Source organism: Facklamia sp. P9177 (assembly GCF_050409585.1).
Taxonomy (GTDB): Bacteria; Bacillota; Bacilli; order Lactobacillales; family Aerococcaceae; genus Facklamia.
Genome location: NZ_JBNUPE010000003.1, coordinates 37054 through 58461 on the forward strand (window position 1 = coordinate 37054; position 21408 = coordinate 58461).

A 21408-nucleotide genomic window follows, 5' to 3' on the forward strand; every position below is an offset into this window, starting at 1 on the left:
GAAAGAACTTTTTATCGATTAGATTATTAAATGTTTTGATCTTTTAAAAACTGAGCATTAACTTTAATCATTTGATCAATTAGCTCTTTTTTCTCTTCGTCATCATAAACATTGGCTCCCGAAGCCATTTCATGACCACCGCCATTAAACTGGATCGCTACTTGATGAATATTTGGGCCTTTTGAGCGAATACGTGCACGATACTCTCCATGTGAGTCTTCTTTTTCAATAAAAATAACCCATGTTAATACTTCTTTTAAACGTCCTGGTAAATTGGTAACCGCATTGGTTCCATCAACCGTCATTCCTCTTTGAATTAAATCTGCTTGTTTCAAGGTCATTGTTGCTACTCCCTTTTCATACAATTCAATTTGATCAATGGCAAATGATTGGAAATTCAATTCATTGAGTGATAACTCATTCATCTTGCGGTTAATTTGAGTATTTTCAGCTTGATGAGCCATCAAATAAGCTACCGCCTCAAAGGTTGCTTGAGTGGTATTTGAATGGAGGAACCGTCCTGTATCACCGACAATGCCCGCATATAGGAATGTAGCAGCTTGTGGTGAAAGGGTCAATTGACCTTGAGAATGCATGATCATTTTAGTAATGAGTTCTGCAGTTGAAGAACTTAGAATTTCAACAATTTCCAAGTCAGCAAAGTGCTCAACTACCAGATGATGATCTATTTTGATTAAAGTATTATTTTGAATGTGATCATTTCCGTCAATCCGTTCAAAAACTGGTGTATCTAAAATAATTACCAAAGCATCTTCATAATCCTGTCTGTCAACATTATCCATACGGCCCAACCACTCAATTCCCTTGCCCATCTTGCCAGCAGCTAGGACAGTCTTATCTGGAAAATTATGTTTGATTGTGGCCTTCAGCCCTAATTGTGAACCAATCGCATCTGGATCTGGATTGATGTGTCGATGAATAATAATACGATCATATTGATCAATTAGACTTATTAACTTTTCGATTAAGCTTTGCTTAACTGTCATTAGTTAGACTCCTTCTGTCTTTTATTTACCATTTGTGAACCAACTGTTGCTTGAGCGACCAGAATATTTTCAACAAAAACTTTCACTTGAGAAATTGCCGAACGTCGATTGTAGTTAGAAATTTCAACTTGAAATTCAATCAAGTTTCCTAATTGAATAAATGTGAAATAATTAAGATTAAGTGATTCAAGAATATTATTATGACCTGTTAAATCCTTTACCTTGATAATTGCAACTTGGGCAATCAACTCGCAAAGCCCTCCATAGGATAAAGTCCCCAAAGTATTAACCATCTGGGGTTGGACCTCAAACTGATAATCATAACGATTTTTAAAATCATTACGGTTAACTTCAACCAAGTGTTTTAACAGATCGTGTTCGAAGGTATTAGCTGTTTGTGGTTGCTGTTGAATATTTTGTAAGGCCTTCATAACATCTTGGCGAGAAACGACACCCAAAAGTTGCAAGTTGTCAGCAACAACGGGAATCATTTCAATATCTTCCCAAATCATCTTATATGAAACAGATGCTAAACTCATATGCGGCTTAACAGTAATGACATTTTTACTCATCGCCCGTTCAATTGAAACACTGTTACCTCTTCCCATTAAATCATTAGCAGTTACGACTCCTACTAAACGCTTATTGGTCACCACTGGGAATCTTGATAAACCAGTTTCACTCGATTTCTTCTTAAAATTCTCAATAGTATCTGAAGGCTCCAATGATACCGTTCTTTCAATAGGAGTATAGACTTCTTCAACTGTTACAATTTCTTGCTTAATCATTTGCTCGTTGATTGATTGATTGATTAATGAGGCAACAGTATAAGTATCATAACTAGTCGTTATAATGGGTAGCTCTTCTTGGTTTGCTAGTCTTATAATATCGTGGTCTGTTTTAAAGCCACCTGTTATTAATACAGCGATACCATTCTTTAGAGAGTGTCGGTGAACTTCAGACCGATTACCAACAATAATCAGGGTCTGACTTTCAAAATATCGCTCCATAGCTTGCAAGGTCATCGCTCCAATAATGAATTTGGTCAGGGGTTTATCCAGTCCTTTTTCCCCCCCTAAGACCTCGCCATCAATTAGAGGGATTATATCACCAAAGGTTAAATGGCCGACTGATAAGTGATTTTTCTGTTCAATACGTATAGTCCCTACCCGTTCAATAGTCGAAACAAGTCCCTTTTCTTCAGCATCTTTGATAGCACGATAAGCAGTTCCCTCACTCACTTGCAATTGCTTAGCTATGCCTCTGACAGAAATTTTGTTTCCTATAGGCAAGGATTGAATGTATTGGATAATGCGTTCATGCTTAGTTCCCAAAGAATCACCTCAAAATCTTATTTATTAATAATATATCTTAAAGCCACATCTAAAATCATTTTAATCACAAAACCTACCATAAAACTCATGGTTGCTAAGTCTGTATTGCCTTCTGTTTGTGATTCTGGAATTAATTCTTCCACTTGAACGAAAATCATAGTCTTCAGCATAATGCAAGTGCGGAACAAACTGATCCATTAAGCGTAAGAAGACACCACCAACTAAAAAGCCAACTGCTGCTGGAAACCGTTCAGGAATTTTAAAACCAACACTGGCAAGTTATTCTAAAGCAGGAGCTAAAAGTAACCAGAAAGAAGCTGCCACCTTAATTTCACCTGCTAATCCCTGCATCATGGCTAGTAATTTATTGTCTACTTTCTTTACTAAAAAACAAAAGATGCAGCAAATACAGTACATAAACATGTTCCTATGCCGACTATACCCGACTGAAAGATGGGGTTCAGTTGAAGAAACCCTTCCATTTTATATCCTTCTATTAAATATCTAATTGAATGGGTAAGGGTTCACTTTGAGGGTCTAATAACTTGGATACTGAAATTCCTAATAAACGAATCTCTCTATTTGCCTCACCGTGATCTTCCCACAATTCTATAGCTTTATTCATTAATTGATAACGATCATTAGTTGGATAGGCAAAGCTGTCTTGCCTGGTCACTGTTTCAAAATTACTGTAACGTATCTTAAGAGTGAGCGTTTGACAATATAAATCTTTAGCATTTAGATCTTGCGATATTTTCACTACTAGTTGGCGTACTTTTTCCTTAATAACCTCCTCATCTAAAAGGAAAGTTTGAAAGGTTTGTTCAGTTCCCATCGATTTTCTTTGCCGATTTTGACTGACAGGCACATTGTGAATACCTCGAACCTTAAAATAAAGTGAGTGTCCCATTTTTCCAAATTTAGCAATTAATTCTTCGAGTGAAAACTTTGCTAGGTCTGAGCCAGTTTTAATGTTATGGCTTTCAAAAATACTTAAAGACTTAGCGCCTACCCCATAGAAATCTTTAATTGGGAGCGCATGAAGAAAAGGTATGGCTTCATCCGGAGAAACCAAGGTAATACCATTCGGTTTATGAAAATCTGAAGCCAATTTAGCAATAAATTTATTATAAGAAACTCCTACTGAACAACTTAGATGAATTTCTTCATAAATTTGAGCCTGGATAAGACGAGCGATTTTTAAAGCTGATTCTTCCTTTATATGATTTTTCGATACATCCAAATAGGCTTCATCTAGGGATAGAGGCTCCACTTGGTCAGTGTATTGATAAAAAATTTTGCGAATTTCTTGCGAAACCGAGCGGTAATAAGCCATATTGCCTTTGATAAAAACAGCTTGAGGACAGCGCTTATAAGCTTCCAAAGAAGACATTGCAGAATGAATACCGTATTGACGCGCTATGTAATTACAAGTGGTCACAATCCCCCGTCCATTAGTTAATTTTGGATGTTTAGCAATAACTACAGGTTGATTGCTTAAGGACGGATTATCACGAATTTCAATGGAAGCATAAAAGGCATCCATATCCACATGTAATATTTTGCGACTTGTATCCGGTTTAGGATCATCGAAAGTAAGTAAGCCATATCTCATATTTAGCCTCCTAAAGGCTTCATATCCTAATAATAATACTATAAAGCTAGATAGAATAAGTGAAAAAACATTTATTAATAAGTAATAATTACCTACTAATAAATGTTTCAATTATTCATTTAAGATGCTAAGACTTACACATTAGCATCCGTTTCTAACTTCCCTTCAACAGTGGTTTTATTTTCAGAAGAGTAGACGGTTTCATCATTTGTACCCGCACTCTTAAGAACATTTGCTACCGCACTGATTTCAAAGGTTAAATATATACCTTCACAGTCAATTACAACAAGGCCTTCTTGCTGTTTTACTTCATCTACTATTCCATGCAATCCCCCAATTGTAACTACTCCATCACCTGCTTGCATTGCCTCAATCATTTGGCGCTTTGCATCGGCCGCTTTTTTTTGGGGACGAATCAACATAAAGTAAAATAAAGCGAACATAATAAGCATTGGTAAAAAAGCAAAATAACTATTTCCCATTAAAAATTCCTCCTCTAAATATCTCTTATATTATAACAGTTTTTTAAGACTTTCTCCATTAAAATTCTGGAGCATTTGGTTTGTTATAACCATATTCTTCACGAAAAGCTTGACGAAACTCTAATAAATTATCTTCTCGAATGGCTTGACGAACATCACGCATCAATTGCAATAAGAAATGGGTATTATGTATCGAAGTTAAACGTAACCCAAAGGTTTCTTGACTCTTCATTAAATGGCGAATATAAGCGCGACTATAATTACGACAGGTATAACAGTCACATTTAGGATCAATGGGGCTATAATCACGTGCATATTTAGCGTTTTTCACCACTAATCTTCCTTGCGAAGTCATGCAGCTACCGTTTCGAGCAATGCGAGTAGCTAAGACACAATCAAACATATCCACACCACGAATGGAACCATCAATTAAGGCATCAGGAGAACCAACCCCCATTAAATAGCGTGGTTTGTTTTTAGGAAAAACTGGCATTAAGTAATCTAGGACTTCATTCATTTCCTCTTTAGTCTCGCCCACTGATAAGCCGCCAATGGAATAGCCTGGGAAATCTAAAGCAATCATGTCTTTAGCGTGTTGTAAGCGCAAGTCTTTATAACCTGCCCCTTGGCAAATGCCAAAGAGTGCTTGTTTTTCAGGATTTTGATGTGCTTTTAATCCTCTTTCTGCCCAACGACTAGTTCTAGCAATCGACTTTTTAACGTAATCATAAGGCTGATGATAGTCTGGGCATTCATCAAAGGACATGATAATATCTGATCCCAAAGCATTCTGAATTTGAATGGCTTTCTCAGGAGATAAGAATAATTTTTCTCCTGAAATATGATTACGAAAATGAACGCCTTCTTCTTCTATATCACGAATCTCACTCAGAGAAAAGACTTGAAACCCTCCTGAATCGGTTAGAATCCCTTGATCCCAGTTCATAAACTTGTGAAGCCCGCCTGCTTGCTCAATAATCTCTTCACCAGGCCTTAACCATAAATGATAGGTATTACTTAATATCACACCCGCTCCCATATCTTTTAACTCTTCAGGTGATAATGATTTGACGGTAGCTAATGTTCCTACCGGCATATACATGGGGGTTTCAAATGAGCCATGTGGAGTATGAAGTATCCCTAATCGAGCTCCCGTATGTTTTTCTTCTTTGATTAATTCATAAGTTATAGCAGCCACTATTTACCTTCCTTTCTATTATTTCAATTCCACTTTAAAAATTAATGGATAATTTTTTCCAGTTAAATAAAATTGATCCGCTTCAATATGAGCAATCCCATTTAAGACATCCATTGTTTCTCTTTGTTCTGCTGTAAGATCCAACTGATCGAGCATAGGAGTCAAATCATATGTTTTAAGTATTTGACCACTTTGGGGATCAATTTTAACAATGCGATTATCATACCAAATATTAGCGTAAATTGCATCATTGGCATATTCCAACTCATTTAACTGATCTAATGGCTCTCCTTCTAAATTCACTTCCACTTGATCAACTAATTTAAAGTTGTCAGGATTATAAGTATAGATAGTTGATGACCCATCAGACAAGTAGAACAGATCTTTTTCCTCATTATAAGCTAATCCCCATCCTTCACCTTTTATTTCATAAGTGTTGACTAGTTCTTTGGTCTTTACATCCCATTTGAAAACTTTGCCCTCTTTCCAAGTTAACTGCCAAAGTTCATTGTCACGCAAAGAAATCCCTTCTCCAAAGTATTGGTTATCTAATCCAATGGAGCGGTCTAACAAGCCTTTTTCCCAATTAAAATAACCCCAAGCTGATTCTCCGTATAAACCTGTGCCGATTAAGAGTTGGGCCTCTTGATCAAGCTCAAATCCTTGTATAAATAAATTTTCCTTGATAGGGTATGTCTCAATTAAATAGACCCCTCCTAAGCTACCATTAGCTATAACGTTTCTTGTAAAAGTAAGACTAACTAACAATAAAATAGTGAAATTCAATATTTTAAACATCATTCATTCCTCCTATAAAAAAACTTGATAAATCCTTAAGAATATGCTGACTTGAATCTTGATTGAATCTTGGTAAAATAATAACAAACATTGTAACTGAAAGGAAATTGAATATGACTTTTTATCAGTTTGCCGTAGCCATTTTACGCTGTCTCTTTCGTCTTTTTAATGGGAAATCCTATATAATTGGTAAAGAAAACATTCCCGATCCCAATCAATCAACTTTTATTCTAGCAGCCACTCACCGCTCTTTTTGGGATCCATTATACTTGGCCATTGCACTTTATCCACTTGAAATTTCTTTTATGTCAAAAGAATCAATTTTTCATAATTCTTTGTTAGCTAGCATTTTACGAAAGGCACATGTTTTTCCAGTTAATCGAGAAAAACCTAGTCCTAAAACGATCAAAATAGCCGTCAAACAATTAACTGAAAAAAATTTGAATTTAGGTATCTTTCCTTCTGGTAGTCGGTACACAACTGAAATTAAAGGTGGAACTGCTTTCATTCAACGTCTTTCAAAAAAAGACATCATCCCAATTGCTATTCAACCACCTTTAGACTTTAAATCATTCTTTAAGAGACAAGGAGCTAAAATAGCTTTTGGACCTGCCATTAAATATAATCCTGAATTAGATTATAATAAAGATCAACTAGCTAAAATAGACCAGGAATTGGCCAAGGCTTTTGATAATTTGGATCATCAATTAGACCCAAGCTTTAGCTATGTTCCTGCTAAAAAGAAATAATTATTACGCTTTATAAAAAAACTCCTACCCTTGAAGCTGTCGTTAAGCTGCTCTAGGGAGGAGGTTTTTAATCTTAAAAATAATTTATTGTATACTTGATTAAAGAAAACCTAATTTTCTGCGCCTTTTCTGCTCCTTAAGGACAGAAAACAGTAACAAAAATTGTGAAAGAAAAAACATATTTTCAAACAAAGCTATTTCGATTGCATCTTCATAGACTGCATGATTTGCTGAACTTTTTTCTTGGAAGGCTTTTGCCCCATTTGCGCCATCATAGTCGTAATCATGCGCTCATCAATAGGTGGATTTTCTTTAAAATAATTCATCATATACTTCCGAGCAATAAAGAAACCTAACACTGCTCCTGCTACCAATGCTAAAATAACAATTAAAACCCATGAAAATGTTGACATACCATCTCTCCTTTTAAAAATTTAACCGATTAAATACTCTAACCTATTAATCTTTACGATTATGCATTCCTTTAGCTTTTTGAATTCTTTTAACTTTTTCAGGTGTTAAATCATTTCCATCTGAATCGACAATTTTAACTCCCTCAACCTGTCTTACCATGTGCTGTCTGAAGACTTTTAAGTACTCTTGTCTTAATTGATTCTGTTCTTCTTTTTCTGAATCCGTAAGGCCTTTAGTTTTTTGAAGTTTAGCTAACTCATTAATTCTTGCTAGTTTTGAAGATGAAAGCATAGCGTTCCTCCTTTGCTACGAACATTTGTTTGATTTATAATTCTACTTCTGCTACAATTAAATTATCCTATAGAAAGAGTGAGTGAAATGATTAAGATAACGACCAAGCAATTAAATGTGCTACAATCTATTTATGAATTACTCAATGAAAATGGTTATCCACCCACTGTTCGCGAAATTGGAGCGCGTGTTGGACTTTCTTCTCCATCCACTGTCCACGGTCATCTTGACCGATTAGAAGAAAGTGGACTGATTGAAAGATCTGCCAGTAAAACAAGGACGATTGAAATAACGGCCTTGGGAATTAAAAAATTGGGCATCAAATCCGATAAAGTACCTTTACTCGGCTATGTTGCCGCAGGTGCTCCGATTCTTGCTGAAGAAGAAGCTATGGAATATTATCCTAAGCCTACCGATCTTCAATATGATTCAAGCGAATTATTTATGCTGATCATTAAAGGTGAATCCATGGTTAATATTGGCATTTTGGATGGCGATATCATCACCGTCCGCAGACAAGCAACTGCCAATAATGGTGAAGTCGTTGTTGCTATGACTGAAGATAATGAAGCAACATGTAAAACTTTTTATAAGAAAAAAGATCATATCGTACTTCGCCCTGAAAATGATACCATGGACGATATTATCTTGCCCGACGTTTCAATTTTAGGCAAAGTAGTTAGTCTTAATCGCTATTTCTAATCAACTCAATTAAAGATTAGCCTAACCAGAGATTAAAACTGGTTAGGCTCTTTTTATTTCTAATAGTGCATTAGTGTGAAATACTTGTGATCTCCCAACTTCTCTTTTCCTTTTAAGTCATCTAACTCAATAAGAAAAGCACACCCTGCGACAATTCCTCCAAGATTTTCCACTAATTGGATAGTTGCTTGAATGGTTCCACCTGTTGCTAATAAATCATCGGTTATTAAGACTCTTTGGCCCGGTTGAATAGCATCTTTGTGGATTTGTAAGACATTTGATCCGTATTCTAAACTATAGTCTACTTCAATTGTTTCTCTAGGAAGTTTACCTTTTTTACGGACAGGGGCAAAGCCCACTCCAAGTGCATAAGCAACTGGGCATCCAATAATAAAACCACGCGCTTCCGGCCCTACGACCATGTCCACCTTTAATTCTCTAGCATAGTCTACTATCTCTTGAGTCGCTGCTTCAAAAGCGGGACCATTGCCCATGAGAGGTGTGATATCACGGAAAATAATACCTTCTTCTGGGTAATTATCAACACGAGCGATATAGTTTGTATAATCCATTTTAAGTCTCCTTATTTATCCAGCTTTTCACTTGATCAAGTGTTTGAAAATTCAACAATTTTTCTGCTTCCATGGCTTCTTGATACTTGCTCATGGCAGGCAACTCCATTAAATCAAGTTTGTTGGCTTGCTTAAGCTGGTTCATGATTACAAGTCCATCTTTTATTGTAACAAAACCCGCCTCAAAAAACACCACAATCATTGTTTTTATTTTTATTAATGGAATTGATAAATAGCTAGAAAGAACTTGTAAATCTTTTAGTTGAAGACTACCTTCTTGCTTAAGCAGTTGGAACAATTTTGCAAAGTCTTGACGCTGGGGCAAGCCTGCTAAATATCTGGATTCTACAACAACACTGGCTAAATAAATTTTTTCCCATCCGTGACTCTTTAAAAGTTTTTTTAGTTTATTAAGATTTTGGGGGGGCTCAATCAACACTAGATTTTCATATTTAAAATTAATGGGTAATGCTTCATAATTAATCAATTGATAGTCGTTTTTCAACTGTTCAGAAAAGAGTGCCGCATTTTTTTTATCTTGAAAACAATAAACCACCTCAGACAGCTGTTTTAATTTATCAAAATGTGTTTTCCCTCGGTAATCAATCCACAATTGCCCTTCCAATTTAAAATCTTTGACAATTAATTGACATTCTTTTTGTTGTTTCCATTCGTTAATTGACAGTTCTCCAACCATATCCAACTGAATACCCAATTGACAATCTTCAAAGTCATCCGCCATACTAAACGCTATGGCAGCTAGTGAGTTTGCAGTGCCTGATTGATTAAATTTCATTTTAACATGTTGTTTATTCGCTCCAATTACTCTTTTTTCAATCATCTTTAAGTCCTTAAATAAAACAATAGGCTTAGGATTATGCATACCGAAAGGTCCTAATTTTTGAATCTCTTCGATTAATTTTAAATTAATATCTGTCAAACTTAGTCTAGCATCAACCGACAAGGAAGTTTTGGCTAAAATTTGATCTTTGTGTTTATCAGCTAACTGGCTTAATTCAGTCTGAAATTTTTGCCAATTATCTTCTTCAATTGTCATACCAGCCGCTTGGCTATGACCACCAAAATGCTTTAATAGTCCTTTTAGCTGACTAAGATTTTTGAAAAGATTAAAGTTTTCTTTTGATCTAGCTGAACCTTTATACTGATGATTTTTCTTGTCAAAGTTGAAAAGTAGGCATGGGCGCTGGTATTTATCACAAATGCGACTAGCTACAATTCCTAAAACTCCGGGATGCCAATTTGGAGAAGTCTGGCAAATAATTCGAGGCAACTCCTTTAAAACATCTAATTTTGATGTAACTTCTTGATAAATTTGAGTGACTAATTGCTGTCTTTTATAATTTTCCTGTTCAATAAACTCAAGCCACTGACTAGCCTCTTGCTCGGTAAAAGCTGCCAACCAATCGAATCCCGGTCGAGGATCTCCCAACCGTCCCACAGCATTGAGTCGAGGACCAATAATAAAACCAATCGTTTCGGCAGATATATCATCTTTTGACTGTAATTGTTGGTTTAATAGAAGCTGTAGTCCGGGCCGCTGAGTAACTTCTAACTGATGGATTCCTCCAATAACAATTGTTCGATTTTCATCTAAGAGAGAGACCATATCAGCAACCGTACCAATAGCTGCTAAATCTAACATTTCTATTGGTATTTCACCAAGGATGGCTGTTGCTACTTTAAATGCGACACCTGCTCCAGATAAATCTCCAAAAGGATAACTTCCCTGAGGGTGACGAGGATGTATGATGGCATATGCAGCTGGCAGCGTTTCCTGTAACTCGTGATGGTCAGTTACAATAACGTCGACCTTCTTTTCTTGAGCAAATTCAATTGCTTCATGACCTGCCACTCCATTATCAACCGTGATGATTAATTGAACCCCTTCTTCAATAAACTCTTGATAACGATCGATATTGGGACCGTAGCCATCTTTAAAACGATTGGGTAGATAGACTCGACTGTCAGCTCCTAAAGCATCTAAAGCCTCTTTTAAAATTAAAGAAGAAGTGATTCCATCTGCATCATAATCACCATAAATCAAAATTTTTTCTCCCTTTTCAATGGCTAAATGGATGCGTTTTACTGCTATATCCATTTGATATAAGGCAAAGGGGTCATGATATAAAGTTGGCTCTTGTTCGGTGGCTTTTTTTATTGCCGATAGATCATGAAGACCACGATTAAAACAGATTGCTAAAAAAGCGGGCGAATAGTCTTCTCCCGCTATTAATAATTTTTGATAGTTTTGATTTCCATTTAAATTTTCTGGCAATTGCCATTGGTATTTAGACAACATCGTTATTCTCCTTACACATCATAAACTCATTAATTAAGTGGGATTTCATATTCATCAAAGTCATTAACAAGATGACTGTTAGGAAAAATAGAACAAGCTTCTTTTTCAAGTTGCTTGAGAGCCTTTCCTAAGTAGCGAGCTGAAATATGATTGAGATAAAGAGCCTCTACTTGACTATCTTTAGCCACTTGGGCTGCTTGATGACTGGTCGAATGGTAATAAGCTCTTGCCATTTTTTCTTCCGCTGCTTCATGAGTAGCCTCATGGACTAAAGCATTCGCTTTTCTGGCTAAGACTTTAGAATTCTGACAATAACGGGTATCCCCCAAAATGGTAACGATTCTACCAGGTCGATCCGGAGCAAGAAAATTCTGGCCATCTATCCATCTGCCATCTTCTAATTGAACACGTTCTCCGCGTTTGAGTTGACCATAAATTGGACCATTAGGTATCTCAAATTTTTTCAACTCTTCAACTAAAAGTTGACCAGGTAAATCTGGTTCTTCTACTCGGTAGCCAAAAGAAAGAATCCCATGTTCTAAAGGTAAATAATTAACCTTCCAGCCATTATCAAAGATTAACTCGCCACCTCGGTCTACCAACTCTGTTATTTTTAAACTGTATGCAAGTTTGGATTTTGAATATTTTAAGGAAATCTTAATAAAATCTTTTATCCCCTTAGGTCCATAAACTTCTAAACAGTCTTCTCCACCTTGAAAAGATCTTGAACTTAGAAGTCCTGGCAAGCCAAAAATATGGTCTCCATGAAGATGAGTAATAAAAATTTTAGTTATTTTTCTAGGTCGAATGGTTGTTTCCAAGATTTGATGCTGGGTTGCTTCTCCACAATCAAATAACCAGATTTCATTCAACTCATCTAATAACTTTAAAGCCAGCGAAGAAACATTTCTTTGTCTGGATGGAATCCCAGCACCTGTGCCTAAAAAATGTAATTTCATATTTCCATCAACCTCTTTCTATGACTAGCGCTGACGGTATATCTCCTTAGCGATAAATTTGGATAACTCCAATGATCCCTCATCATTTAGATGAACGCCATCTTCAGCAAACCATTCAGCGTGTCCACGGGCATAATTCGCCCAGTCTATAATTCTAACATTTCCATATTCTTGAGCCGCTCTTACCAATTGACGGTTAGCATCATCTGTCCAAATGCGATCAACCAAAACGTTGACATAATACTGATCACGGTCTAGACCGACTGCTTGAATATAATCATCCATTTGACCAACTGTAAATGTTCCATTAGAGCCTAACATGGTTACCACAGTAGGCTTTAATCCGCCTGTTTGATTGAGACCATATACCGTATCATAAGATTCATAAAGTTGTCGACCGACTTTCGGATCAAAAACAGCCTTAGGAAATACATCATTCAAGCGCTCGGTGGCTGCAGCTAAAGTTGAATCCCCTATGAAAGTTATCTCCAAAGCATTAGCATAGAGTAAGACTTCTTGATCTAAGCCTTCGATATTATTAACAACTACTTGTCTTTCTTCATTTTTTCTTGACTCTTCAGCAATATTCATATTGTTTTCAATAATGGCTTGAATTTCCTTACTTGATTCTACACCCTTAGCTGGTGAAGAAATAGCCAGAGCGATAACCCCCATCACGACATTAAAAATATAACACGCTGTGATAAATTTCACTACTCTTAATGATTGAGGGTGAGAGCTTAAATAATCAAATTGATGCTTCATTTTGCGCCAATTAAAGTCTTGTCCAATTGGAAGACTAATTCTGCGCTTTTCAAATAATTGGTAAGTAATTTCAGCTAAAATAATGATCAAAAGTAACTGAAAACCATAATTTAACCATGGAGACCTATTCATAAAGCTAATGTTTTGAGGCATTAAAAGATAGACAGGATAGTACCATAGATAGTAAGAAAAAGATCGTTGGCCTATCCAGGTAAATAGTTTAAAACGAAAGATTTTGTTCCAAATAGTTGCTGGATGAATACTTGAAACAACAATTACAGCAGAAATCAAAGAAAACAAAGTTAAACCAAAACGATAAGCAAAAGGTTTGGTTGCAAACATGAATTTAATCATGAAGAAAGCAAAAATGACTGCAAGTAAACCCATAAAATTCATGGTCATAATTTTCTTTGATGAAATCTTTTTAGGTGATAAATTAACTGGAAGAGCTAATCCTAAAGAACCCCCAAGAGTAAAAGCAGATAATCTTGTTAAAAGATCATAGTAAATTCGGGTAGGATCTTGGTTATCTTTATAAAGATAACCCATTAAAAAAGCGGATAAGGCTGAAATAATCAATAACATACGAATAGTTACTTGAGGTTTTTTATGCCAACTGTAAAGTAAAAATATTAAAATAGGTGTTAAAATAACCAATTGTCCATATAAAGAGACGTACCACAAATGTGTAAAGGGACTTGGATTAGCCGCTTGAACAAAGTAAGACTGTTGATTAAAAATCTGATAATAATTGTTAATAAATGTGAGTGAACTTAATCCCATCCACCGAATATTAGATAAAAAATCACGGTTAAAAAGTAAAATATAGGTAGACGTAGTTAAAACTACGAATAAAGTAGGGAAAAAAAGTCTTTCAAAACGCTTATATATAAATTGCCAAAAGGACTCTTTTCTAGCTTGTATATCTTTTAAATAAAAATGTCTAAAGTTAAAAAAACCAGCTATGAAAAGAAATAGATTAACTGCAAGGAAACCACCTGGAACAATATGTTCAAAGTAGTAATAAGCAATGATTAGCAGTATTGCGATTCCCTTAAGACCGTCAAAAATTGGGATACGCCCTTGTTTAACTTTATTTTGCATATTAAAACCACCTAATCAATAAACTCAAATTGATAATCCTCTAAGTAAACTGTATCGCCATTTTTCGCGCCAGCTTCTCTCAAGGCTTGATCGACACCCATTGATCGCAGTTGACGTGCAAAGCGTTGTAAACTTTCATCATGAGCTGTATTGGTCATTTTATAAAGCTTGATAATCTTTTCACCTTCTAATTCCCAATAACCTTCTTCAAGTTTACGAACAGTAAAATCAGGGCTTTCGTCGATCGTATAATTTTTATGATCACTTTCTTTTTCCTCCAAGGGTATAAAGTCACTGGAGGCAACTAATTGAGCTGTTGCTCGCATCAATGAATCAATTCCCTGGGCTTGCCAAGCTGAAATTTGATAAATTTTTGGAATAGAAAGATTTAAATTCTGATAATAATCAGATATTTTTTCTTCAAATACTTTTAAATTATCTTTAGCTTGATCTAAATCCATTTTATTAGCCACAATCAACATGGGTCTTTCTAAAAGACGAGGATGATAATTAGCTAACTCTTGCATAATAGAAGAAAAATCTTCAAAGGGATCGCGTTCATGTACCGCTGCCATATCCACAATATGTAATAACGTTTTAGTTCTTTCAATGTGGCGTAAGAAATCAATACCTAAACCAACACCATCAGAAGCACCATCAATAAGGCCCGGCATGTCTGCAACGACAAATTCCTGACCATCAGCAATTTTAACCACTCCCAAGTTGGGTACTAAGGTAGTAAATTGATAATCTGCTACTTTGGGTTTAGCATTAGAAATAATGGACAATAGGGTTGATTTGCCCACGCTTGGATAACCAACCAAGCCCACATCTGCTAGAACTTTAAGTTCCAATTGTAACTCCAAGGCTTGACCTGGTTCTCCATTTTCAGCAATTGAAGGAGCAGGGTTTTTATGCGTGGCAAAGCGTATGTTTCCACGCCCCCCTCTCCCTCCTTTAGCAACAATTACTTCTTGTCCATGGTCCACTAAATCGGCAATGAGTCTACCGCTTGCTTCGTCATAAACAGAGGTTCCTGGTGGAACTTTTACATAAAGGTCTTCTGCATTCGCTCCATATTTACTCTTACTCATTCCATTTTCCCCGTTATGCGCTTTGAATTGACGATTGTATCTAAAATCCATCAAAGTATGAAGGCCTTCATCCACTCGAAAAATGACATCGCCACCGCGGCCGCCATCTCCTCCTGCAGGTCCACCATCTGGTCGATATTTTTCTCTTAGGAAAGCGACCATTCCGTCGCCACCTTTACCAGCAATTACCTTCACTTTTGCGCGATCTAAAAAGGTAGACATTATTATCGCTCCTTTACTCTTATTTATGGACCACTTTTCTAGGATCCATGAGACTGAGAATTGTTTGTGTTAATTGGTACATCATTTGATAGCGATTATGGCGAAGAGCTTCTTGGTCAGCGTTAACCATATGTAGTTCTAAATATGAAGCAATCATTGGACTAATGCTTTCAAAATATTCCATTAATCTTGAGGTGTCTTGTAAGTCCTCTATTGCCACTATCTTTTCAATTAAGTCCTTTTCTAGTTGACTTTCAGCTAGGTTATCAGTGATTTTAACTTGCTCGCTAACCTTTTCACCTAAATTAACTACTCGTGCCAAGTTTTCAATCATTTTTGAAAACTCAACCGGTTTGGCAGCTTTGAAGTCTTGTAAACTTTTAGCCGTTTCTTTTATTTTTACAGGATTTAGTTGTTTTTGTGCGAGTGCTGCTTGAATAATATCGTAATCCATTCCTAGATTACCTAATCTAACTTGAATCCGAGCTTCTATAAAACTAAGCAAATCATTTAAGTAATCGGCTGCTGAATCAGCATCTTCATGGTTAATCTTCACTAACAAGCTCTTTAAATCGATATTCCAAGATTGGTCTAAAAGAATGTCAATTAATCCCATGGCTTGTCTTCTTAATGCATAAGGATCATTAGACCCTGTTGGTATCATATCCGCTTTGAAGTAAGCAATTAGACTGTCTAATTTATCTGCAATCGATAAGGCGGCAGCCGCAGGTTTATCAGGTAATTTCCCTCCAGCCGAAGTTGGTAGGTATTGCTGAGCAATTGCTTGCGCTACACTATCTTCTTCACCATAATGTTTGGCATAAATCCCACCAATGACACCTTGTAATTCGGCAAACTCATTTACCGCTTGAGTCACAAGATCAAACTTGTAAATCTCACTAGCACGCAAAATGGTCTTTTGATCTTGAGCAGATAAATCGATAAAATCCATCAATTCTTCAAGCAAGTGTTTAACACGTTCTTGTTTTTGACTATAAGTACCTAACTTAAAATGCTCTTTCAAGCTTGATAATTTAGCTAAGTCTTCTTTTAAAGATAATTTTAAATCTTCTTGGTAAAAGAATAAACCATCTGCTAAACGAGCTCTTAATACCTTTTGATTACCTTTAATGACTTGATCAATGTGCTGATCATTACCATTTCGTACTGAAATAAAATAAGGCAACAATTCTTTGCTTTTAGGATCTAAAACATAAAAATAACGTTGATGATCACGCATTGCTGTGATGACCATTTCTTGGGGAATTTCTAAATATTTTTCCTCAAAACTGCCGTAAAAAGCAGTTGGCCACTCGACAATGGCTGTTACCTCTTCTAGTAATTCATCATTTTCCGGTATAACCCAGCCCCTTTCATCTTCAATCGCTTGAATTTGCTGGTAAATCTTCTCTTGTCGTTTTTCAAAACTGGCAATCACATACATCTTTTCTAGTGCGTTTTCATAGTCACGACTATTTTTAATTATAACTTTGTCATTTTTAGTTAGAAAACGATGACCATGTGAAAAATTATTCGCCTGAATACCAGCAAATTCAAAGTTAATCACCTGATCTTCTAGTAATGAAAGTATCCAATGAATCGGACGAATATATTCTAAATTTAAATCTGACCACCGCATGGTAACTGGGAAATGCATACTGGCAAGAACAGTTGGGATAGCTTTTAACACTTCTTCTACTTTCTTCTGCTCAGCCACCTTATTCACAAAGAGGTAGTCAGTTCCTTTAACTTCTTTAACAAATAAGTCTTCCTCTTGACAGGCTTGACCTTTTAAGAAGCCCAATGCAGCTTTCGTCAGATTCCCTTCGTTATCTTGTCCAACTTTTACGGACGGTCCTCTTACTTCTTCTTCTAAAGCTGATTGCTGATCAGATAAACCTTCTACTCTTAGAGCTAATCTTCTAGGAGTTGCGTAAGTTTCAATGGATTGAAAGCTGATTCTTTCTTCTGCAAGAAATGCTGCAAGTTTTTCGGCTAATTGATCACGCAATTTCAATAAAAATCTAGCTGGAATTTCTTCCATTCCTACTTCTAATAAATAATCTCTCATAGCAATCCTCCTAGTTCTTATTTTCTTTTAATAATGGAAATCCAAGTTTTTCTCTTTCTTGTACGAAGGTCTTAGCAATACCGCGAGCTAATTTACGAACACGTCCTAAATAAGCAGGGCGATCTGATGCCGAAATCATCCCTCTAGCATCCATTAAGTTGAAGGTATGACTGGTCTTTAAAATATAATCATAGGCTGGATGAACTAAGTTTTCCTCAAGTAAACGGTTGGCTTCTTTTTCATAAGCTTCATACTGCTTCATTAATAAGTCAGTATCAGCTAATTCAAAAGAATATTTAGACTGCTCATATTCTTGTTGGAAAAAGATTTCGCCATACTTCACGCCTTTGGCCCACTCTAAATCATAAACATTTTCCACATCAAAAATATACATAGCAAGACGCTCCAAGCCATAAGTAATCTCTGACATTACCGGATCACACTTTAATCCCCCCACTTGTTGGAAGTAGGTAAATTGAGTCACTTCCATACCATCAATCCAAACTTCCCATCCCAGTCCCGCACAACCCAAGGAAGGGTTTTCCCAATTATCTTCTACAAACCGTATATCATGCTCTAGGGGATCAATGCCTAATTCAATCAATGAATCCAGGTAATATTCTTGTATAGCAAGAGGAGAAGGCTTCATAACCACTTGAAACTGATGGTGTTGGTATAAGCGGTTAGGATTTTCACCGTATCTTCCATCAGCAGGTCGTCTTGACGGTTCGACATAAGCGGCATTCCAAGGTTCTGGTCCATTAGCCCTTAAAAAGGTATAGGGGCTCATGGTTCCGGCTCCTTTTTCAGTATCATAGGATTGAAGGATCAAACATCCTTTCTTTGACCAAAAATTTTGCAAGGTTAAAATCATATCTTGTAACGATTCAACTGCCATTTTGACACCTCTTTCTTAAAATAAAAGTCCCTATGACCCCTTTGGAGGTCATAGGGACGAAATAAATTCGCGGTTCCACCCTAATTCTAGTTAGACTAGCACTCTTAAAATTCATTTGTTAACCCAAAGGACCATTCGATTTGCTCTAGCTTTCACCTGCCTAGAGTCGCTTTACTATCTTCTTTTAATTGCTTTGGCTTGTTAAAATTCTACTAATTATAAAGCTTTTTGTCAATTATCTTCCTTGATTTTTACTGATTTTCAATTGGTCGGCTACTTTATATAATTGATTGAGATAAGATTCTCCTTTTAATTTAATCCCTACTTGTTCATGGTAGATGGTGAAGATCAATTCATCAATTTTTTTGTAAGAAAGGTCTGAAATTGAGACTTGTCCTAATTGATTCAGTTTAATTTCATTAAAGAGTTGTAAAATTTTGACTTGCTTAGAACTAAGATGCATTCGGTTGGGATCTTTATCTAAATGGTTATGACACAAAACACCCAAATGGACCATCGAAAAGTCCTCAATCCTCTGGCTCGATCCGCAGACTACACAATTTTTCATATTTAATTGAAGCCCGAAGCGTTGCAAAAGTTTAAGTTGCAAAAGTAATTGAATAGGCCGGGCATCTTCACGCTCATTGAGACTGCTTAGAGTAGCTTGGAAAAAATCAAATAGCTGTTGATCTTTGCTATTATCATTCACACTGGCATCCACTAGTTGACTTATATAAGCAGCATGCGCTTGCTTAAAGGGATCAGATTGAATGGATCGAAAGAGGTTAAGGGTTTGACCTTCTTTCAAAAAGGACAAACCCTGTTGGTTAATAGTTCCCCAATATTGATGTTCTGTCAATGGGATTAAATGCTTTTTAAGGGGATGATTGAGTGACTGTAAACCTCTTACAAAAAACATTTTAGTACCAAATTCACGTGTAAAAATTTTAACTAGACTATCTTTTTCGCGGTACGGCCGAATAAACAAAACAATTCCGGTAAATTTTTCGTTCATTGGCACTCTCCTTATTAATAATTCTCACTCTGATAGCCCAATTCATTTAAATTACTTTGACGATCCCGCCAATCTTTTTGCACCTTGACCCATAAGTCTAAATAGACTTTGGTTGCTAAAAGCTTTTCAATATCACGTCGTGCCAGATGACCTATCTTTTTAATCATTGATCCTTGAGCACCAATAATTATTCCCTTTTGGCTTTTACGTTCCACGATTATTGTAGCTAGTACTTCTACCTTGTCATCAGCATTTTTTTGCATGGATTGGACTTGGACGGCTACTGAATGAGGAATTTCTTCGCGTGTTAACATTAAAATCTTTTCACGAATTAACTCCGCAACGAGGAAATACTCAGGATGATCCATTACCTGGTCAGCCGGGTAATATTGGGGGCCATCTGGCAAGCTGAGTGTCAGTTGGTCTAATAAAGCTTCGACATTTTCACCTGTAAGTGCAGATAAAGGGATAATCTGATCAAAATCATAAGCATCTTGATATTTAGTGATAATATCAAAAAGCAAATTTTTTTCAATCAGATCTACTTTATTAATAACTAAAAAGACTGGTTGCTGGACATCTTTTAAACGATTGATAATAAATTGATCGCCAGGTCCTATTTTTTCTGTCGCATTGACTACCATAATCACTGCATCCACCCCACTCAAAGAGGAATAGGCTGTTTTTATCATGAAGTCTCCTAAAGCATGCTTGGGTTTATGGATTCCGGGGGTATCAATAAAAATGATTTGTGAGTCTTCACGGGTATAGACACCCTGAATTTTATTGCGGGTTGTTTGGGCTTTATCAGACATAATCGCTATTTTTTGGCCAATAATTTGATTTAATAAAGTTGATTTCCCAACATTGGGACGGCCAAGAATAGCTACAAAACCCGATTTAAAATCTTTTTTCATTTAAACTCCTTTAGTATGATTAATTGTCACCTTTTAAAATAAATAGGGGAGAAATAGTATAGCCCCGATTATAATGGAAATGATTGCTGTCATTAAAACAGAAGCAGCAGCGATATCTTTTGCCTTTTTCGCTAAGGGATGCCATTGGTCTGCTACAATTAAATCAATAACCGCTTCTATTGCTGTATTGATTAATTCGGAAAAGATAACAAGGCCAATAGTTAATAGTAAAATCGTCCATTTCAGTGGTTCAAATTTAAAATAAAAGGCTAAAAGGACTGCCACTAAAGCAAAAAATAAGTGGATTTTTAGATTTCTTTCACTTTTAATTGCTTGAAAAAATCCTTGGCTGGCACAAATAAAAGACTGGAAAAAATTTGAATTCTTAAAAGGATTATCTTGTGAGTCCATATTCACTCAGCACCTCTTCTTGAATTGCAAACATCTCTTTCTCAGTTTCAATGGTTTGGTGATCATAACCATTTAAGTGTAAGAAACCGTGGACAGCTAGAAATCCCAACTCTCTTTCTAGAGAGTGGTTGTATTCACTGGCTTGTTCAAGCGCTCGTTCGATTGAAATAATAATATCTCCCAAGTGAAGATTGATTGGCTCTTGAACTTCATTTGAATTGATAACTGACCAATCTATTGGTTCTTCCCCCTCCATTAAAGCAAAAGATAGCACATCCGTTGCTCGGTCAATACCACGGTAGTCGCGATTCAATTGGCGAATGGTGTGATTATCGACGATGGTTATGTCTAATTCTGCTTGAGTAGGAGCAGCGATTTTTAAGCCTGCTTGATCAATTAAGTCTAAGATAATCTGTTTTTGTTTTTCAGTCAGCCTCTGACCTTCATCAATTAATTCAACTTGCATTTTC

General features: G+C 36.2%; 23 protein-coding genes. 2 read left to right on the forward strand and 21 right to left on the reverse strand.

All coding sequences use genetic code 11. The annotated features are described in order from the left end of the window. Positions 1-26: 26 nt before the first annotated feature. The 8 genes from ACQV18_RS01995 to ACQV18_RS02030 form a co-directional block, all read right to left on the reverse strand. Positions 27-1007: a DHH family phosphoesterase gene (locus ACQV18_RS01995; RefSeq protein WP_428873795.1), complete on the reverse strand. Its 981-nt coding sequence runs from the start codon at positions 1005-1007 to the stop codon at positions 27-29. Then, the gene (locus ACQV18_RS02000) at positions 1007-2341 is read right to left on the reverse strand and encodes a DRTGG domain-containing protein (RefSeq protein ID WP_428873796.1); all 1335 of its coding nucleotides are present in this window, start codon (positions 2339-2341) and stop codon (positions 1007-1009) included. Before ACQV18_RS02000 ends, ACQV18_RS01995 begins: the two co-directional genes overlap by 1 nt. A gap of 17 nt (positions 2342-2358) precedes the next feature. Beyond that, positions 2359-2499 (reverse strand): hypothetical protein, encoded by a 141-nt coding sequence (locus ACQV18_RS02005; RefSeq protein WP_428892474.1) that lies wholly within the window; start codon positions 2497-2499, stop codon positions 2359-2361. Between the two features lie 121 nt (positions 2500-2620). Beyond that, positions 2621-2758, reverse strand: a complete 138-nt coding sequence (locus ACQV18_RS02010) for a hypothetical protein (protein ID WP_428873797.1) — start codon at positions 2756-2758, stop codon at positions 2621-2623. A 79-nt stretch (positions 2759-2837) separates the two neighbouring features. Further along, entirely contained in the window at positions 2838-3956 is a 1119-nt protein-coding gene (gene dinB / locus ACQV18_RS02015; protein WP_428873798.1) for a DNA polymerase IV, read from the reverse strand. 134 nt (positions 3957-4090) lie between these two features. Next, positions 4091-4438 (reverse strand): preprotein translocase subunit YajC, encoded by a 348-nt coding sequence (gene yajC / locus ACQV18_RS02020; protein WP_428873799.1) that lies wholly within the window; start codon positions 4436-4438, stop codon positions 4091-4093. Positions 4439-4496: 58 nt separating this feature from the next. Continuing rightward, positions 4497-5636: a tRNA guanosine(34) transglycosylase Tgt gene (tgt, locus tag ACQV18_RS02025; RefSeq protein ID WP_428873800.1), complete on the reverse strand. Its 1140-nt coding sequence runs from the start codon at positions 5634-5636 to the stop codon at positions 4497-4499. An 18-nt stretch (positions 5637-5654) separates the two neighbouring features. Continuing rightward, the gene (locus ACQV18_RS02030; RefSeq protein WP_428874686.1) at positions 5655-6437 is read right to left on the reverse strand and encodes a glutaminyl-peptide cyclotransferase; all 783 of its coding nucleotides are present in this window, start codon (positions 6435-6437) and stop codon (positions 5655-5657) included. A gap of 110 nt (positions 6438-6547) precedes the next feature. Between ACQV18_RS02030 and ACQV18_RS02035 the strand changes: the two genes are divergently transcribed. After that, positions 6548-7183 (forward strand): lysophospholipid acyltransferase family protein, encoded by a 636-nt coding sequence (locus ACQV18_RS02035; RefSeq protein ID WP_428874685.1) that lies wholly within the window; start codon positions 6548-6550, stop codon positions 7181-7183. Between the two features lie 194 nt (positions 7184-7377). Here the strand turns inward: ACQV18_RS02035 and ACQV18_RS02040 are convergent, their stop codons facing one another. Further along, entirely contained in the window at positions 7378-7596 is a 219-nt protein-coding gene (locus ACQV18_RS02040; protein ID WP_428873803.1) for a YneF family protein, read from the reverse strand. 46 nt (positions 7597-7642) lie between these two features. Then, on the reverse strand, positions 7643-7888 hold the full coding sequence (locus ACQV18_RS02045; protein WP_428873804.1) for a DUF896 domain-containing protein: 246 nt from the start codon (positions 7886-7888) through the stop codon (positions 7643-7645). 87 nt (positions 7889-7975) lie between these two features. On the opposite strand from ACQV18_RS02045, the gene lexA reads away from it, so the two are divergent. After that, positions 7976-8590 carry a transcriptional repressor LexA gene (gene lexA / locus ACQV18_RS02050; protein ID WP_428873805.1) on the forward strand — a complete coding sequence of 205 codons (615 nt, stop codon included), beginning with the start codon at positions 7976-7978 and terminating at the stop codon, positions 8588-8590. A gap of 59 nt (positions 8591-8649) precedes the next feature. Here the strand turns inward: lexA and ACQV18_RS02055 are convergent, their stop codons facing one another. From ACQV18_RS02055 to ybeY, 11 genes are all read right to left on the reverse strand, one after another. Then, positions 8650-9162, reverse strand: a complete 513-nt coding sequence (locus tag ACQV18_RS02055; protein WP_428873806.1) for an adenine phosphoribosyltransferase — start codon at positions 9160-9162, stop codon at positions 8650-8652. A 1-nt stretch (position 9163) separates the two neighbouring features. Then, positions 9164-11482, reverse strand: coding sequence for a single-stranded-DNA-specific exonuclease RecJ (gene recJ / locus ACQV18_RS02060; protein ID WP_428892475.1), 2319 nt, complete (start codon positions 11480-11482; stop codon positions 9164-9166). A gap of 29 nt (positions 11483-11511) precedes the next feature. Continuing rightward, positions 11512-12441 carry a ribonuclease Z gene (gene rnz, locus ACQV18_RS02065; RefSeq protein WP_428873808.1) on the reverse strand — a complete coding sequence of 310 codons (930 nt, stop codon included), beginning with the start codon at positions 12439-12441 and terminating at the stop codon, positions 11512-11514. Between the two features lie 24 nt (positions 12442-12465). Next, positions 12466-14310 (reverse strand): acyltransferase family protein, encoded by a 1845-nt coding sequence (locus ACQV18_RS02070; RefSeq protein WP_428892476.1) that lies wholly within the window; start codon positions 14308-14310, stop codon positions 12466-12468. Positions 14311-14321: 11 nt separating this feature from the next. Then, positions 14322-15626: a GTPase ObgE gene (gene obgE, locus ACQV18_RS02075; RefSeq protein ID WP_428873810.1), complete on the reverse strand. Its 1305-nt coding sequence runs from the start codon at positions 15624-15626 to the stop codon at positions 14322-14324. Positions 15627-15645: 19 nt separating this feature from the next. After that, positions 15646-17697: a glycine--tRNA ligase subunit beta gene (gene glyS, locus ACQV18_RS02080; RefSeq protein WP_428873811.1), complete on the reverse strand. Its 2052-nt coding sequence runs from the start codon at positions 17695-17697 to the stop codon at positions 15646-15648. A gap of 10 nt (positions 17698-17707) precedes the next feature. Beyond that, positions 17708-18595 carry a glycine--tRNA ligase subunit alpha gene (gene glyQ / locus ACQV18_RS02085; RefSeq protein ID WP_428874679.1) on the reverse strand — a complete coding sequence of 296 codons (888 nt, stop codon included), beginning with the start codon at positions 18593-18595 and terminating at the stop codon, positions 17708-17710. A gap of 235 nt (positions 18596-18830) precedes the next feature. Then, a complete protein-coding gene (recO, locus tag ACQV18_RS02090; RefSeq protein WP_428892477.1) occupies positions 18831-19610 on the reverse strand; it encodes a DNA repair protein RecO in 780 nt (259 codons plus the stop codon). 14 nt (positions 19611-19624) lie between these two features. Then, on the reverse strand, positions 19625-20527 hold the full coding sequence (gene era / locus ACQV18_RS02095) for a GTPase Era (RefSeq protein WP_428873814.1): 903 nt from the start codon (positions 20525-20527) through the stop codon (positions 19625-19627). Between the two features lie 33 nt (positions 20528-20560). Continuing rightward, positions 20561-20938 (reverse strand): diacylglycerol kinase family protein, encoded by a 378-nt coding sequence (locus tag ACQV18_RS02100; RefSeq protein WP_428873815.1) that lies wholly within the window; start codon positions 20936-20938, stop codon positions 20561-20563. Then, positions 20922-21404: an rRNA maturation RNase YbeY gene (gene ybeY, locus ACQV18_RS02105; RefSeq protein ID WP_428874677.1), complete on the reverse strand. Its 483-nt coding sequence runs from the start codon at positions 21402-21404 to the stop codon at positions 20922-20924. The genes ACQV18_RS02100 and ybeY overlap by 17 nt, the downstream gene beginning before the upstream one ends. Positions 21405-21408: the final 4 nt, after the last annotated feature.